The organism is Streptomyces sp. NPDC059454, from assembly GCF_042749965.1.
In the GTDB taxonomy this organism is placed as follows: domain Bacteria; phylum Actinomycetota; class Actinomycetes; order Streptomycetales; family Streptomycetaceae; genus Streptomyces.
In genome coordinates this window covers 17219-32958 of sequence record NZ_JBHYVC010000002.1, presented here as the reverse complement: position 1 = coordinate 32958, position 15740 = coordinate 17219, and the positions used below count along the sequence as shown (strand labels likewise).

The following is a 15740-nucleotide window of genomic DNA, read 5'->3' as shown; positions in this document are numbered from 1 at the left end:
TCATGGGCGGAATGCGTCCGGTCCCGGCTACCCTCGTGGAGGGTGTTCCCGAAAGGAGGGTGCCGTGGCTGTGATGCTGCACGAGTCGTCGCTTTCTGATGCTGCCGACCGGCTCTGGGAGGAGCTGCCCGGACACCGGGTGGAGATCCTCAACGGGAGCATTGTTGTGACACCGCCGCCGGATGGGCCGCACCAAGAGTCGCTGACCTGGCTCACCGAGGAGTTTCTGAGGGCCCGGGCCCGGCAAGCGGGCCTCAGGTACCTGCAAGGCATCGGCCTGTGGCTGCCCACCGGGCCGGAGGACTACGCAGTTCCGGACTTCTCCGTTGTCGACGACGACTACAAGGACGCCTTGGTCGAGAAGAACTGCTATGCGCCCCACGTCTTCCGTCTTGTGCTGGAGGTGACCTCCTCCAATTGGACGAACGACACAGCCACGAAGGTCGATGTCTATGCCCGGGCCAATGTGCCCGCTTACCTCATCGTCGACCGCAAACACGACGAGGTCCTCCTCTACACCGACCCGGTCGACGGCAAGTACCTCGACCCCCAGCGCTTCAAGCGAGGCCAGTCCGTCCGCGTCCTGGAGGCCGTCGGGATCACCCTCGACCTCTCCGTCGACACCCTCCTCGACGGCGACGACTGACCGAAACCCCGTGGACGGAGTGTCGTACCCCCGTGCGACACTCCCTCCATGTTCGGCGTCATCGACCTCCCCACCTATCTGGCAGGCCTGATCCTCATCGTCCTGCTGCCCGGCCCCAACTCCCTCTACGTCCTCTCCGTCGCCGCCCGGCGTGGTGTGCGGGACGGATACCGGGCCGCGGCAGGCGTCTGGTGCGGGGACGCCGTGCTGATGACCCTGTCGGCCGCCGGAGTCGCCTCACTGCTCCAGGCCAACGCCGTGCTGTTCGGGATCGTGAAGTACGCGGGCGCCGGATATCTGACCTGGCTGGCCGTCGGGATGCTGCGGGCCGCGTGGGGGATGTGGCGGACGCGGCGGGACGAGGACGCGACCGGGGCCCCCACCGCCGCCGCGCCCGGTGAGCGTCCGTTCCGCCGGGCCCTGGTCGTCAGCCTGCTCAACCCCAAGGCGATCCTGTTCTTCATCGCCTTCTTCGTGCAGTTCGTCGACCCCGCCTACGCCTACCCGGCGCTCTCCTTCGTCGTCCTCGGCGCCTTCGCCCAGCTCGCCAGCGTGCTCTACCTCAGCGCGCTGATCTTCGGCGGCACCCGGCTCGCCGCCGCCTTCCGCCGCCGCAGGCGTCTGTCGGCGGGGGTCACCTCGGCGGCCGGCGCCCTCTTCCTCGGCTTCGCGGCGAAGCTGTCGCTGGCGGGCGCGTAGGGATCAGCGCCGGCCGAACCGGGCCAGGTACTCCGGGAGCCCGGCCGGTGCCTCCCCGGCCCAGCCCACGTAGCCGTCCGGGCGGACGAGGAACAGTCCCGTCCCGTACGCCTCGTGCGCCGGGCCCTGCACCACTCGTACGCCGTCGCCCGGCGAGGGGGCGGGCGTGCCCAGCGCCAGCAGGGTCCAGTGCGGGCCCCGGAACGCGTCGAAGAGCCGTACGCCCTCCACCATGGCGTCCGGCGCCCGGTCGCCCGCGCGCACCGGGCCGGGCGCCGTCCGCGTCTCCACGGTGAGCGTCGAACCGGGGTACCCCAGGTCCAGTTGCCGGGTGGCCCCGCCCCGCCGGGTCTCACCCCGGTGGATGCTGGTGGACAGTCCCAGCATCTGCTCGGCGACCGGGCGCCGCTCCTCCTCGTACGTGTCCAGCAGTGACGCCTCCGCCCCGGCGCCCAGCACCGCGCCCAGCTTCCAGCCCAGGTTGTAGGCGTCCTGGACACTGGTGTTGAGGCCCTGGCCGCCGGCGGGGGAGTGCACGTGCGCCGCGTCGCCGGCGAGGAGGACCCGGCCCACGCGGAACCGGTCGGCGAGTGCGGCCCGCGGGCGGAAGCCCGAGGCCCAGCGGACCTCCGTGACGTCCTCGGCGGCGAGGTGCGAGCGGGCGGCGACGACCCGCCGTACGCCCTCCAGGGAGAGGTCCACCTCCGTGCCCTCCGCGAACCGGGCCATCAGCTGGAAGTCCTCCGTCCCGGCCAGCGGGCAGATCGCCAAGAGGTCCCCGGCTCCCTCGCCCTGTGGAAAGAAGTGCCAGTTGTCCCGGTCCAGGCCGGTGATCCGCACGTCCGCCACCAGTGCCGGAAGCGGGTCCACCTCCTCCCCGGTCATGCCGACGCCGACCGCCCGGCGCACCACGGAACGGCCGCCGTCCGCCGCGACGAGATACCGGGCGCGCACCGGCCCGCCGGAGGCGAAGTGCGCGCTCACCCCGTCCTCGTCCTGGGTCACGCCGGTGACCTCCCGTCCGAAGGCGACCTTGCCGCCGAGCTCCTCGAGGCGCTCCAGCAGGATCCGCTGGGTGCGCCACTGCGGGACCATCCAGGGCTCGTCGTACGGCGAGGCCTCGGTCGGCTCGGCCGGGTCGGCCAGGTGGTGCTCGCCGAGCCGCTCGCCGCCGCGCCAGATCATCCCGACCGGGTAGCCGCCGCCCGCCGCGTGGATCGCGTCCAGCACGCCCAGGTCGTGGAAGACCTCCATGGTGCGCGGCTGGAGCCCCTTGCCGCGGGAGCCGGGGAACAGTCCGTCCGCCCGCTCCACCACCAGCGCCGGGATCCCGCGCCGGGCCAGGTCGATGCCGAGGGCGAGGCCGGTCGGCCCGGCGCCCACGACCAGTACACCTGTGTCGCTCATGACCATTCCCCTTAACGTTGTTAAGTGACCTGCCCTCCGAGGGTGTCCCTAACGGTGTTAAGTTGTCAAGCGTGAGTTCGGAACGACGCGCCCCCCTGGACCGCCGACGGGTCGCCGACACGGCGCTGGAACTGCTGAACCAGGTCGGCCTGGACGGCCTGACGCTGCGCGCGATCGCCAGGGAGCTGGACGTCAAGGCGCCCGCCCTCTACTGGCACTTCAAGGACAAACAGGCGCTGCTCGACGAGATGGCGACGGAGCTGTACCGCCGGATGGCCGCCCAGGACTCGTCCGCCCCGGACGACACCTGGCAGGAGCGGTTGGTCAAGACCAACCGGGACCTGCGCACGGCGCTGCTCGCCTACCGTGACGGCGCGAAGGTGTTCAGCGGCTCACGCTTCACGGGGATCGAGCACGCCGAGCAGATGGAGGGCGTCCTGCGCCTGCTCACGGCCGCCGGATTCACCCTCGCGGAGGCGGCCCGCGCGCTCACGACGACGCACCTCTACACCCTCGGGTTCGTCACCGAGGAGCAGGGTGTCCTGCCGCTCCCCGGCGAACGCCGGAAGGGCATCGACGTCGAGGAACGCGCCCGGATGATGGCCGCCCACCCCCTCGCGGCCCAGGCCGGCAGGGAGATCTTCGAGAACTACGACCAGCACTTCGAAGAGGGCCTCGCCCTGCTGATCGCGGGGATCGAGGCCCGGTACGGGGTGCGCTGAGGTCAGGAGGCGCGCAGGAACGCCGAGAGGGACGCCTTGCCGAGGTAGGTGAAGCGGGTGGTGCCCGTGAGGTGCTTGTCCAGCGCCTCCTTGATGCCCGGCCACTTGGGGTCGCCGAAGTCGTCCAGGACGACGATCCCGCCCGGGGCGGCGATCTCCTCCGCCCATTCGAGGTCCTTCGCGACGCCCTCGGCCGAGTGGTCGCCGTCGACGACGATCACGCCGTAGCTGCGGTCCGAGACGGCCGCGCGGGTGTCGGGGTCCTCGGAGAAGCCCTTCCGGATGCGGGCTGCCACGCCCGCCGGACCGGCCAGGGCGAGGTTGGTGCGCACGGCGTGCTCGTCGACCGGGGTGCCGGAGGGGTCGGAGCGCCGCGGGGTGCCGGGCTGGAGCTGCACACCGGCGAACGGGTCGACGATCGTCACGCTCGGGCTGCGGCCGTCGCGCTCCATCATCCGGATCAGCCCGGCGGAGAACATGCCGTAGAGCGTGCCGATCTCCAGGATCTCGTCGTTCGGCGGGTCGAGCAGCGGGATGGTGCCGAGCTTGCCGCAGATGTTCATGGTGCCGCCCGCGATCCGGCCGGCCCCCAGGGACTCCAGCGCGACCAGCAGCCGGTACGCGGTGGCGACGTTGCGGACGGCGGCGTCCCGGTCCCCGGCCAGCTCCGCCACCTCGGACTGCAGCCGGTTCAGCGGGCCGGGGCTCACGATCCGGGACAGCCCGCGGCCGGACGAGCCGAGCAGCAGGTCGAGGGTGAGCTGCTGCCGCTTCACCACCTCGGCCGCGTCCCGGAGCGCCTCTTTGTCCGCCGCGCCGGCGGCGGCCGCCGCCCGCAGGCGCCGGTCGATGCGCTGGTCGATGAGCTCGGCGACCGGGCGCAGCAGGCGCCGGGTAGGAGAACTGGTCAGCAGAGAACGGCTGTTCATGAACCGGAGACCTCAATCCGTCGGAAGAAGGGCGAGAGTGGTGCGGTTCGCGGTGGGGAACAGGCTAAGCGCGCGGTTGCGGTGGGGAGGGATGCGGAGCCGAGCGGCGTGGAAACAAGTGGCGAACTCCGTATGACGCCCACGGGACGCGGGTGCCGTACGGGTCAGCCGAGCAGCCGCCGCAGGTTCAGCTTCCCCCACAGCAGGCTGGTGGCGAACGACAGCACCATGACCGTGACCACCAGACCGGCCAGCAGCAGCCCCGCCGCCGGTCCGCTCAGATCCGGCGACACCAGCGGGGCGACGATCTCCTCGACGAACAGCACATGCACCATGTAGGCGCCGAGCGCGGCGTTGGCCAGCTTCTTCAGCAGCGGCTGCCGCTTCTCGGGGATCCGCACCCGGCTGATCAGGAGCAGGACGCAGATGCTCATGGCGGCGACGAACAGATGGGAGTTGGGCATCACGTAGTGGATCTGGGTGTTGTACCAGAGGGCCCCCGCCATGGTGAGCGGCAGCGCGAGGTACAGCGGCCACCGCTTGCGTACGACCCCGGCCGGGAGGGCGAACAGCAGCGCGCCGCCGACCGCGTACACCAGCGAGTAGGTGCTGAATCCCCAGGCCACGGACGGCATCTCGCGATCCGTGACCTCGGCGACCGTGGTCAGCACGCTCGGCAGGACCGCCATGCCGAGCAGTACCGCCCCGAGCTTGTAGGGCCGCTTCCCCGCCTTGATCAGCATCGCGAAGGCGAGCAGCATGATGATCGGAATGTAGTTGTACATGAACCACAGGTGGTACGCGGGCTGCACCGAGGCGAAGAGGGAGTCCGCCGCCAGCTCGGTCATGGGCCGGTCGTTGCGGTTCCGCAGCCACGCCCAGACCAGGTAGACCGCCGTCCACACGAAGAGCGGAACGGTGTTGCGCACGACGCGCTGCCACATCCGGGCGCCGTCCCGCGGGGGCGCGCCGACCAGTACGGCCCAGCCGGCTATGGCGAAGTACATGGGGACGGCGAAGGGGTTGATCGCCTCGGCCACATGCCCCGCCCAGTACGAACCCGAGCCGTTCGCCGGGTCGTTGCCGGTGGAGACGATGAACTGGGCGCCCACGTGGCCCAGCATGATGGTGGCGGAACAGATCAGCCGCATCAGGTCGATGTCGAAGCGGTGTTCGCGCGCGGGGGCGGCGGTCTGCTCCTGGACGGGGCTGCCCTTTTGCTGCGGCAGGAGTACGGCGATGTCGTTCGGCACCGCGCAACTGTCGGCCGGTGCGGTGTACGGGAGTTGAAGAGTGGGTGGCGCGTTTGTGGCGGGTGCGTCTCGATTGGCCGTTTGGGGTAGGTGGGTCGGGGGTGGGTGTGCGCGGCCCGGCGTGTGCGGGTGCCTCCCCCGCTCTCGACTTCGCTCGAGCGGGAGGGACCCCCATCGCCCACCCGTGCGCCCTGGGGGTACCTCCCAGGCCCTTTCGGGCTCTGGGGGAGGCACGACTGCCCGCAGCGGCGGCACGCGGCGGGGCGTCTGCCCGCAGCGGCGCGGGGCGGTGGGTCAGGGCTTTCGAGTGGTGCGGCGTACCGCTCTGCCCACCATGCGCTTGGCCCGGCCCGCCTGGATCTTCGCCCGGGAGCGGGGACTGCTGCCGGGGAGGCGCAGTTCGGCCAGGCGTGGTTCGGGGAAGTAGTAGTCGGGGCTGTCGGCCAGGTGGGTGCGCAGCCAGTCCGCCGTCGGTTCCCGCAGTGCCGCGTACGTCTTCGGCTGCATGCAGAAGCCGATCGCCCGGACCAGCGGCGACAACGTCCTTGGGGCAGCGCCGACGACCGCCGGGGTCTCCTCGCGCTCCAGGTCGGGCACCAGGTGGTCGACCACGGCCAGCGGGACGCGGTTGCTGTTCGGGTAGGGCTTCAGGCGCCGCATCACCAGCGCGGTCCCGACCCGGGCGACGGGCACGTCGTAGTAGGCGGACGCGGTCACCATCGCCGTGGAGAAGCAGCCGATGACGAGTTCGGGACGGCAGTGGTGGTACAGCGTCTCGGCCAGCAGCGGAGCGTCCAGCACGGTGAGCCGCACGCCCGCGTCCGCCGCCGCCTTGCTCAGCGCCGCCGAGTAGCCGGCGGGGGCCGTCGGATGCGGCTTGAAGACGATGGACCGGTGCCCGGCGCGCACGGCCCCGGTGAGCATGCGGACGTGCAGGTCCTCCTCCTCCTGCGCGCTCAGGATGTTGATCGCCGCCAGGTACTGGCCGAGGAGGACGGCGGTCGGCGCCTCCTTCAGGACGGGCGCCAGCCTCGGGTCGTCCATCGCCTCCGCGGAGATCTCGTCGAGCACACCGCGGAACGCCTCGTCCGGGACGATCTCGGGCTCGACGCCGTACTCGGAGAGCAGCAGCGGCTTCAGACCGGGGACCAGGTCGAGGTGCAGCAGCCGCCGGATGCGGCGCGCGATGGTCAGCGGCAGCTTCTCCCGGGTCGGGCCGTAGCTCATCAGACCGTCGGCGTACACGTCGACGGCGGCCTCGGAGAAGATCGCCGCCAGTGCGCGGGCCGGGTTGACCTGGATCGACTCGACGGCGAGCTCGATCATGTCCCGTTCGTCGATGTCCCACAGCAGACGGAACGCCCGCTGCCACAGCACCATGTCGTTGCCGCGCGGCCCCCAGGTGCTCGGGTGGTACGGGCTGATCGCCTCGTTCCAGCTGACCACCGTGTCGAACCGGTCGGTGATCGGCCCGTAACCGTGCATCTCGTCCATGCGCAGCGCGGTCTCCGGGATCGCGGCGTTGTTGGAGACCAGCAGGATGCGCCGGGCCCCGTCGCGCGGTCCGTACCGGCCCGCGTCCAGCGCCGCGGCGAGGGTGGCCGCTCCGTAGAGGGTCGAGACCTGGAAGATCTGGGTCGTGTGGGGCATGGATCAGGCAGCCTTCCGCCCGTCACGCAGGCGGCTGAGCAACCTGCTCCGTGTGCTGTCGATGGTCTTGAGGGTCTCCTCCAGCGCCTGCTCGGGCATCCGCTGGAGCGCGGCCCGCGTCTCACGCCGCAGCCGCTGGGCCGCCGCGGGCTCGTACTCGTTCACCTTGCCGATGTGGAACGCGATCATGGCGCAGTAGGTGCGTACGGCCTTGAGGAGGAAACGGTCCGCCTCCCGGTCCTGCTGCACGTCCCGCAGCAGCGCGTCGTACGCCGGGATGAAGTCCAGCTGACGGTCGTCCTTGATCTGGGTGAGCGAGGTCGCCACGCCCCGCCGGTAGAACACCCCGTGCAGCCCCAGGGACGCGTACGTCCGGGCCGTCAGATGCAGCCGCCAGATCCACAACCGGTCCTCGGCCGTGCGCAGTTCGGTCGCGAAGCGCATGCCGCCGTCGTCGAACAGGTGCCGGCGGTAGATGCCCGCCCAGACGAAGGGATAGTCGACCATCGTCTCCATGTCGGCGGGCGCGATCCCGTCGCGCGGGTCCATCACCGCGTTGCGCACCCGCGCCGGGGGCCGCCGGATCACCCGCTCGGTGCCGGTGGCCTGGACGTGGTCGGTACGGGCGAAGTCGCAGCCCAGCTCCTCCATCGCCCGCACCATCCCGGCGAGATGGCGCGGCCCGTACCAGTCGTCGCCGTCGAGGAAGGTGACGAAATCGCCGTCGGCCGCGTCGATACCGCTGTTGCGCGCCTGCGCGATGCCCCTGTTCGTCTCGTGCCGGATCACCCGCGCGCCCGGGAGCTTCTCCGCCCAGCGGTCGATCACCCAGGGGGTGGCGTCCGTGGAGCAGTCGTCGACGATCAGGAACTCGAAGTCCGGGTGCGCGTTGGCGGCCAGGCTGCGCAGGGTGCTCTCGGCGAAGGCCTCCACATTGTGCATCGGGACGACGACGGACAGTTTCGGCACGTGGTTCTCTCTTTCGGAGCTCGAAGCGGCGGTGATGCGATGGCTCATGCCCGGCCGAAGGTCTCCCGGAGCTCGTCCAGGTTCGACCGGGTCGTCTCCCACAGACCCTTCTGCGCGCCGTGCACGTCCGCCACGGCGGCCGCGTGGTCGTCGAGGAGCGCCGCCGCCCGTTCCATGAGCCGGGAGCCGAGTTCCCGGTCGTGCACGGACAGCCCCCACTCCCTCCGCCCGATGTCGGACAGGAAGTAGGCGAGCTTCGGGTGGGAGACGAGGCTGAGGATCGGCGTGCCGCAGCCGAACGGGATCATCCCCGCGTGCCCGCGCATCCCGATCACCAGCCGCGACCGGCGGTACAGCTCGCGGATCCCGTCGTTCGACATGTCGTACAGCTGTTCCACGGGCAGCGCGATGCCGTGTTCCCGGCGCAGGTCGTGCACGAACTTCTCGTCGGCGGGCATGTGGGCCGCGTACCGTACGTCGGCCCTGTCCCGCAGGCCCTTCAGCGCGGCGGCCATCTGGGCGAGGAAATGACCGTAGTCGTGGCCGAAGCGCAGCCCCGCGCGGTCGTACGCGCAGTTCACCAGGACCGTGTCGGCCCGCTCCACGGGGTCGAGCCACCCCGGGACGAGGTACCGCGCCACCGTGGTGGGGCACGGCTGGTAGCGCACCCGGTCGCGCAGCTCCGCCGGGAGCAGCTCGCGGACCCGCTCGATCGAGCCGTGGTTGCGCAGCCCGAAGAACGCCGACCGCTCGACGAGGACCCGCAGGCTCTCGGCGAACCGGCCGCGGCGGTAGAGCTGCCCGTCGAACACGTTGTAGCCGACCGCGAACACCGCCAGCGGTGCGGTCAGCCGGGCCAGCACGTCGTCCGGGACGTTCCACTGCCAGTGGCTGTTGCCGTTGGGGGAGGTGTCCGGCAGGAACAGCCCGCCGCCGCCCACGACCACCCCGCGCCGCGCGTTCAGTTCCTCCAGCGCCGCCTCGTCGACCAGCCGGTGCACCGGCTGCTGGTACCAGCGGCGCGGGCCGGTGTCGGTGTCGAAGCACATGCGCACGGCCTCGGGCAGGACCTTGTCGCCCGCGTTCTCCTGGCCCTCGGCGAACAACGCCACGTGCGCCAGCTGCTCCGCGGCGGACACCGGCTCCGTCTCCGGGCCCTTCGCACGGGTGCGGACGTACCAGGCGTGGCACCCGGAGTCGGTGGGGTCGGCCTCCAGCCCGTCGCGGGCGTAGGCGTGCGCGTCCGCCTCCCGTCCGCACAGCCACGCCAGACGGGCGAGCTGGGCGAAGGCACGCGGGGCGACGTCGGGCGAGGCCGCCGCGAGCAGCAGGTGCGCCTCGGCCTCGTCGTAGCGCGACAGCGCCATCAGGCAGACGCCGAGCGTCTCCTGGCAGCGCGGCGCGTCCAGCCGGTCGCCGACGACCGGGGCGAGGACGTCGACGGCCTCGTCGTAGCGGCCCTGCCTGCGGTACACGTCGGCGACCGTACGGGCGAGGCCGAGCGAGGGACGTGCCTCGAGCAGGGGCGGCGCGAGGTGCGCCAGGAGGTCGGGGTGCTTCTCACCGGGCAGGGCGCAGTAGGCGGCCCGGAACTCCTCGTCGCCCATCTCGAAGCGCCGCCGCGCCTCGGCGGCCGGACCGTACCCGGGCTCGTCGAACGGGCCGGTGAAGTGCAGGACGGCGACCTGCGCGGGCACCGGCGTGTCGTCGTACAGCCGGCGGGTGAGGAAGTCGTACCGCGCGTCGACCGGCGTCAGCACGCCCTCGGGCACCGCGTCCGGGCCGACGGCCGGCACCGCGTCGTCCACGTCGGCGCGCTGGACGACCAGCAGCCCGTCCGGCAGGACCGTACGCCGCTCCCGCCCCTCCCCGTCGCAGAGCAACTGCGGTACGGCGCCCACACCGTGCCGCATCCGCAGCAGCTCGCCGATGTCCCCCAGCACGACCATGGACGGAGCGAGGGCGACGACGGTGTCGTAGCCGCCCAGCCGGAAGACGTCCCCGCGGCCGTCCGCCCGGCGCGTCACCACCCGTGGATGCAGCCGGCGCAGCGCGTCGAACGAGGAGTCCGGCAGCCCGGGGTGCAGCACCACGAAGTCCTCGCACACGCCCGGATTGGTGAGCGCCAGGCTGCGCAGCAGCGTGGGCAGGGCGGGCAGACCGTCGGTGCCGGTGTGGACGGCGAAGGCGATCCGGCGTCTGCCGGTGACGGTGCTCCGGTCGTCCGCGCAGGAGGCGGAGGAGTTGGTCATCGCAGGGCGATCCTCATCTTGCTGTCGTCGACGTGCGTCGCGCGGTCCATGACCCACTCGGCCTCGTCCGGCCGCAGCCGGCCGGGCTTGTCGAAGCCGACGAGGTCCAGGCGGGGGCTGACGTCCAGGAAGTCCAGGAGCCGCAGCACGGTGAAGGCGGTGGTGGCCCCCGCGTCCCGGCAGTCCTCGCCCAGCAGCGCCGGGTCGGCCGTCGGCCGGCGCAGGGAGGCGTCACCGATGTGCTCCTGCGCCCCGGGCACGAGCCGCTGCCGCACGGCGCGCCGCCACGCCGCGGCGGGGTCGCCGAACACCAGCCGGATGCCGGCCGGCTGCGTCCAGGCGGGGCCGTCCCACGGGGTGTCGCCCCGCAGCGAGACGGCGTGCAGGCCGGTGCGCTCTCCGGTGCCCTCCGCCCGGATGCGGAAGGAGTCGCAGCGCACCACCAGGTCGTAACGGTCGATCTCGGCGCCCAGCGTGCTCGTGGCGACCTCCGAGGCGTTCGACACCAGGCACACCGTCCGCCCCGCCAGCAGGCCGCGCAGCCCGCCGACACCGACGGGCGTGCTCCCGCCGAGCAGCGGGTCGGACATCCCGGACCGCTCGACGAGCCGCCGGTAGGTGCCGTACAGCTCCAGCAGACGCCGTACGGCCGGGTCGCCCACGCCGTGCTCGGCCACCCGCGCCTGTGCGTGGGCGGCGAACTCCGGTGCCGCGACCGAGGTGGGCTTCCCGGTCAGGCCGCGCAGCGCGGCGCCGGACCCGGGAAACAGCGCGGCGGCCTCCTCCAGGCACGTCCGCCGGCGCCGCAGCGTGTCGATCCTGCGGGCGACCTCCTCGGCCGCCTCGCCGTCCCGCACCAGCGTGAGGTGGCGCTCGTAGGCCTCCAGCGCCTCGTCGCCGCGGCCGAGCCCGTCCAGCGCCCGGCCGCGCAGCCGCCACGCGCCCCTGGACCGCTGCCGGATCCCGGTCGACGTCTCGGCGACGTCCAGGGCCAGGGCGAGTCCGTCGTCCCCACCGGCCTCCAGCGCGCGCTCGCCGACCTTGAGCAGGGCGTCGAAGGGATCGGCCGACGGGTCGTCGAGCGAGCCGGTGAGCACGCCGATCGCCTGGATGAGGCGGGTTTCCCGGACAGTGGGGCGGCCGTCCCGCGACGCGAGGTACTCACCGCACAGGCGCAGGCTCCGGGCGTACAGGTCCCGCCTGGCGGCCTCCTTCTGCCGTGCCGTGAACAATCCCGCCAGGGGGTTCGTCATGCTTCCACCGTCCTCCGATCGGAGGCCGAGAGTGCCCCAGTACTGCGGTCCAGCGGTGGCTTCCGGGTGGACAACGGGTGAACAGTCGACCTCCAGCGCCCGGCGTCAGCGCCGCACGGCCTTCTTCAGTGCCCGCGCCCGCCGCACCACCCGGCGCGCGGTGGCGTTGCGGGGCAGGAACGCCAGCCGCTTCGGGATGCCGCCGGGAAGCCCCAGGGACGTGAGCCGCTTGCGCTTGAACCAGCGCCGGGCGCGCGGACCGAAGTGCCGGCCGAGGTAACGCTCGGCGGCCGGGCGCAGCGGCGGGTGGACCTGTGGCTGCATGGTGAAGCCGAGCGCGGTGACCAGGTCGTTCAGCTCGTCGGCCGGAAGGGGCTGCTCGCCGCTTCCGGGCTCCAGGGCCGGCAGCAGCGCGTCGGCCAGGACGGCCGGGACACGGTTGCCGTTCTGGTAGGGCGTGAGCCGCTCCAGGGCCTGCCCGGTGCCGGTGCGGGCGACCGGCAGGCCGTAGAGCGCGGACGCCGTGAACAGGGCCGTCGAGAAGCAGCCGACGACCAGGGCGGGCCGGGACCTCTCGAACAGCGCCTCGGCGGGGACGGTGGCGTCGAGGACGGTGAGGTCCACGCCCAGCTTCTCCGCCTCGGTCTCCAGTCTGCGGCTGTAGGGGGCCGGCGCGGTCGGGTGCGGCTTGAACACGATGTCGCGGTGGCCGCGTTCGGCCGCTCCCCGCATCATCCGCACGTACAGGTCCTCCTCTTCCCCGACGGAGAGGACGCCGAGCGCGGACAGGCACTGGCCGAGCAGCAGCGCCGAGTCGTCCGCAAGCGCCGGCGGCTCGTCGGTCGCCCCCGACAGTTCACGGACCGCGTCCAGGAAGGCGTCCGCCGGCACCACCCGCGCCGGCACGTCGAACTCGGTCAACAGCATCGGCGTGAGGCCCGGCACCAGGTCCAGGTGCAGCAACTGCCGTACGCGCGTGCCCACCAGTGGATCGAGCTTGCCCCGGGTGGGGCCGTAACTCATCAGCCCGTCGGCGTAGACATGGACCGGGGCCCCGGTGAATATCTGGGCCACCGTGAGGGCCGGAGGAACCGGGAGGGACTCCAGGACCAGTTCCACACGGTCGTCGCCGAGCCCCCACAGCTTCCGCAGATGGCGCTCCAGCAGCGGGACGTCGTCGGCGCGGGCCGTCCAGGCCGCCGGGTGGAAGGGGCTGATGGCCTCGTTCCAGGAGAGCACGTCGTCGAAGTGGTCGCGCAGGGGCGCGAAGCCCGGCATCGCGGTGAGCGCCGGCGCGGTCTCCGGGACCGGGGAGCTGTCGCACACCAGCAGCACCCGCCGCTCCGCCTCCGCGAAGCAGCCGGACTCGATCGCGGCCGCCAGCGTGGCCAGGCCGTAGAGCGTCGAGGCGCCGAAGATCTGGGTGGTGCGGGACATCAGACGGTCTCCCTCGTCGTGCCGGTGCGGCGCCGCAGCCGCCGCAGCCGGGCGGAACGGTCCATGTCCATGGTCTCCAGTACGTCGTCGAGCAGGTCCTGCGGCAGACGGCGGAGCGCCGCCGCGCTCATCGCCCGCAGCCGTCCGGCCACGGCCGGTTCGAACTTGTCCTCCTCGGCCAGATGGTGGGCCATGATCGCGCAGTACTGCCGCACCGCCTTGGGCAGCAGCCGGCCGGCGTCCCGGTCCGCCGACGTCTCCTCGACGATCTGGTCGAAGGCGCGGATGAAGTCGAGCTGGCGGACATCGCCGATCCGGGTGAGGGAGGAGGTGATCCCGCGCCGGTAGAACACGCCCAGCAGGTTGATCACGGCGAACGACTCGGCCTCGCGGTGCAGCTTCCAGGTGAAGGGCCGGTCCTCGGCCGTGCGCAGCCCCTCGGTGAAGTGCAGCAGCCCCCGCTCCAACAGCCGCCGGTGGTAGGCGCCGGCCCAGACGGACACATAGTCCACGGAGGTGGTCCGGTCCGCGGGCAGGATCGCGTCGCGCGGGTTCAGCACCTCGTCGCGCAGGCCGACCTGGATCCGCCGCACGGACCGGGCGCGGTCGGTGACCTGCACATGGTCGGTGCGGACGAAGTCGCAGCCCAGCTCCTCGGCGGCCGCCACCAGCCGGGGCAGATACCCCGGAGCGAACCAGTCGTCGCCGTCCAGGAAGGCCAGGTACTCGCCCCGCGCCGCGTCCAGCCCGGTGTTGCGCGCGGTGGCGATCCCGGCATTCTTGTCATGGCGGATGTAGCGCACCTGCGCGACCTTCGAGAGGTCCTCGGCCGCACGCTCGAGAATCGCCGGGGTCTCGTCCTCGGAATGGTCGTCGACCAGAACGAACTCGAAATCCGGCCGGGCGTTCGCGCGAAGACTCCGCACGGTGTCGGGGGCGTATTGCCGGACGTTGCAGAACGGGACGATCACGGAAAGCTTTGGCACCCGCGGAACACTAGGAGGCCCGCCCGGCCGGGCAACTTTCCGGTGGCCGTCCAGGGGGTGAACTCCGTGTGTCCGTACGGTGCATCACGCCTACGTACCGCGTTTCCGCGGGCCGGTTCGGCTCTCGGTGGGGTGTTGTTAACTTCTCGTTGATTCACGGTTGGGCCGGACCTAGATTTCGCTTCCTAGCGTCTTCGGTGTGCCAGCAAGTGCAACGAAGTCTCTCAGGGTCGCCGTCCTCGCGGATTCCGACACCCGGTGGAAATGGGGCGCGCTCACCGCGCACCGCATCGCCCCGGAACATTCGGACGTCCACCTGGACGGATACCTCCTGCGGGGCCGCGCCACCCCCACCGCCCGCCAGCTCGGCGAGGTCGGCGTCCGCGCGGACTCGCTCCGCGAGGTCACCGCGGTCGAGTTCCTGCGCGCGATGCGCGAGGAGTCGTACGACATCCTCGTGCTCGCCCTGGTCGGCGGCGGTGCGCAGGCGATGCTGCACGGACTCAAGCGGGTCTGGGAGGACCGGCCGCAGCGGCCCGTCGTCGTCACCGGATACGTCGGTGTCGTCTACGAGAAGCTCGCCGACGGTCTCCTGCTGCGGCACGGCGCCGACCTGGTGCTCGCCAACTCCCGCCAGGACGCGGACCGTTTCCGCGCCGTGTACGAGGGAGTGGGCGCCGACGCCTCGTCGGTGACCGAGGTCGCGCTGCCGTTCCTCGGCGGGGCCGCGTACGAGGGCGAGCACGACCCGTACACGGTCGTCTTCGCCGCGCAGCCCTCCGTCCCGGAGAGCCGCAAGGACCGTGCGTACCTGCTGGACCGGCTGGTGCAGCACGCCCGCCGGCACCCCGGGCGCGAAGTGCTGCTGAAGCTGCGCTCCAAGCCCGGCGAACACACCACGCACATCGAGGAACTGCCCTACCAGAAGCTCGCCCAGCGGCTGGACCTCCCCGCCAACTTCCGCCTGGTCTACGGGCACATGGGCGAGGTCCTCGACCGGACCGACCTGCTGGTCACCGTCAGCTCCACGGCCGCCCTGGAGTCGCTGCACCGCCGCATCCCGACCGTGGTCCTCACCGACCTCGGCATCCGGGAGTCCCTCGGCAACCACCACTTCGTCGGCTCCGGCTGCCTCGCCTCCTGGGACCAGCTCGACGACGGACACCGCCCGGTGCCCGACGCGGAGTGGGTGGCCCGGCAGGGCGTCGCCGCGGAGGGCTCGTACGGGACGGCCTTCGACGCGGCCCGCGAGCGCATCGCCGAGCTGCTCGGCCGGCCCGGCGGACTCCCGCCGCTGACCCCGTACTACACGCCCGTCACCGCGCCCGGCTACCTGCCCGGCATCCTCGCCCGCCACCACCTCGGCCCGGACGGCAGCCCGCTGCCCGGCGCGCCCGCCGCCGACAAGGAGCCCGGACCGGTCCGGCAGATCGTGCGCCGGGCGGCGCGCGGCGCCTACCGGCACGGCGTGCAGCGCGTGGCCCCGGTGATCCGCCGGATGGGGGAGCTGTGACCGGCCCGATCCCTGCTCAAGGAG

Annotated in this window: 13 protein-coding genes; 4 read left to right on the top strand and 9 right to left on the bottom strand. The window is 72.2% G+C overall.

Annotation, left to right across the window (positions count from 1 at the left end; genetic code table 11):
- Positions 1 to 73 precede the first annotated feature (73 nt).
- Together ACFXAE_RS01550 and leuE are read left to right on the top strand one after the other, a co-directional pair.
- On the top strand, positions 74 to 646 hold the full coding sequence (locus ACFXAE_RS01550; RefSeq protein ID WP_384706871.1) for a Uma2 family endonuclease: 573 nt from the start codon (positions 74 to 76) through the stop codon (positions 644 to 646).
- Between the two features lie 48 nt (positions 647 to 694).
- The gene (gene leuE / locus ACFXAE_RS01545) at positions 695 to 1345 is read left to right on the top strand and encodes a leucine efflux protein LeuE (protein ID WP_384706512.1); all 651 of its coding nucleotides are present in this window, start codon (positions 695 to 697) and stop codon (positions 1343 to 1345) included.
- 3 nt (positions 1346 to 1348) lie between these two features.
- On the opposite strand, the gene ACFXAE_RS01540 is transcribed toward leuE, so the two are convergent.
- The gene (locus tag ACFXAE_RS01540; RefSeq protein WP_384706511.1) at positions 1349 to 2752 is read right to left on the bottom strand and encodes an FAD-dependent oxidoreductase; all 1404 of its coding nucleotides are present in this window, start codon (positions 2750 to 2752) and stop codon (positions 1349 to 1351) included.
- A gap of 71 nt (positions 2753 to 2823) precedes the next feature.
- On the opposite strand from ACFXAE_RS01540, the gene ACFXAE_RS01535 reads away from it, so the two are divergent.
- Positions 2824 to 3474, top strand: coding sequence for a TetR/AcrR family transcriptional regulator C-terminal domain-containing protein (locus tag ACFXAE_RS01535; RefSeq protein WP_384706509.1), 651 nt, complete (start codon positions 2824 to 2826; stop codon positions 3472 to 3474).
- Between the two features lie 2 nt (positions 3475 to 3476).
- Here ACFXAE_RS01535 and ACFXAE_RS01530 read toward each other — a convergent pair whose 3' ends face one another.
- The 8 genes from ACFXAE_RS01530 to ACFXAE_RS01495 all read right to left on the bottom strand — a co-directional run bounded on the left by ACFXAE_RS01530 (position 3477) and on the right by ACFXAE_RS01495 (position 14203).
- Entirely contained in the window at positions 3477 to 4403 is a 927-nt protein-coding gene (locus tag ACFXAE_RS01530; RefSeq protein ID WP_384706507.1) for a class I SAM-dependent methyltransferase, read from the bottom strand.
- 164 nt (positions 4404 to 4567) lie between these two features.
- Positions 4568 to 5656, bottom strand: a complete 1089-nt coding sequence (locus ACFXAE_RS01525) for an acyltransferase (protein ID WP_384706505.1) — start codon at positions 5654 to 5656, stop codon at positions 4568 to 4570.
- Between the two features lie 294 nt (positions 5657 to 5950).
- The gene (locus ACFXAE_RS01520; protein WP_384706503.1) at positions 5951 to 7306 is read right to left on the bottom strand and encodes a polysialyltransferase family glycosyltransferase; all 1356 of its coding nucleotides are present in this window, start codon (positions 7304 to 7306) and stop codon (positions 5951 to 5953) included.
- A gap of 3 nt (positions 7307 to 7309) precedes the next feature.
- Complete coding sequence (locus ACFXAE_RS01515; RefSeq protein ID WP_384706501.1) at positions 7310 to 8275, bottom strand: glycosyltransferase family 2 protein; 966 nt, start codon at positions 8273 to 8275, stop codon at positions 7310 to 7312.
- Between the two features lie 44 nt (positions 8276 to 8319).
- Positions 8320 to 10527: a polysaccharide pyruvyl transferase family protein gene (locus ACFXAE_RS01510; RefSeq protein WP_384706499.1), complete on the bottom strand. Its 2208-nt coding sequence runs from the start codon at positions 10525 to 10527 to the stop codon at positions 8320 to 8322.
- On the bottom strand, positions 10524 to 11780 hold the full coding sequence (locus tag ACFXAE_RS01505) for a hypothetical protein (protein WP_384706497.1): 1257 nt from the start codon (positions 11778 to 11780) through the stop codon (positions 10524 to 10526). The genes ACFXAE_RS01510 and ACFXAE_RS01505 overlap by 4 nt, the downstream gene beginning before the upstream one ends.
- Before the next feature lie 105 nt (positions 11781 to 11885).
- On the bottom strand, positions 11886 to 13217 hold the full coding sequence (locus tag ACFXAE_RS01500; protein WP_384706495.1) for a polysialyltransferase family glycosyltransferase: 1332 nt from the start codon (positions 13215 to 13217) through the stop codon (positions 11886 to 11888).
- Positions 13217 to 14203 carry a glycosyltransferase family 2 protein gene (locus ACFXAE_RS01495; RefSeq protein WP_384706493.1) on the bottom strand — a complete coding sequence of 329 codons (987 nt, stop codon included), beginning with the start codon at positions 14201 to 14203 and terminating at the stop codon, positions 13217 to 13219. Before ACFXAE_RS01495 ends, ACFXAE_RS01500 begins: the two co-directional genes overlap by 1 nt.
- Positions 14204 to 14402: 199 nt before the next feature.
- Between ACFXAE_RS01495 and ACFXAE_RS01490 the strand changes: the two genes are divergently transcribed.
- The gene (locus ACFXAE_RS01490) at positions 14403 to 15716 is read left to right on the top strand and encodes a DUF6716 putative glycosyltransferase (RefSeq protein ID WP_384706491.1); all 1314 of its coding nucleotides are present in this window, start codon (positions 14403 to 14405) and stop codon (positions 15714 to 15716) included.
- Positions 15717 to 15740: the final 24 nt, after the last annotated feature.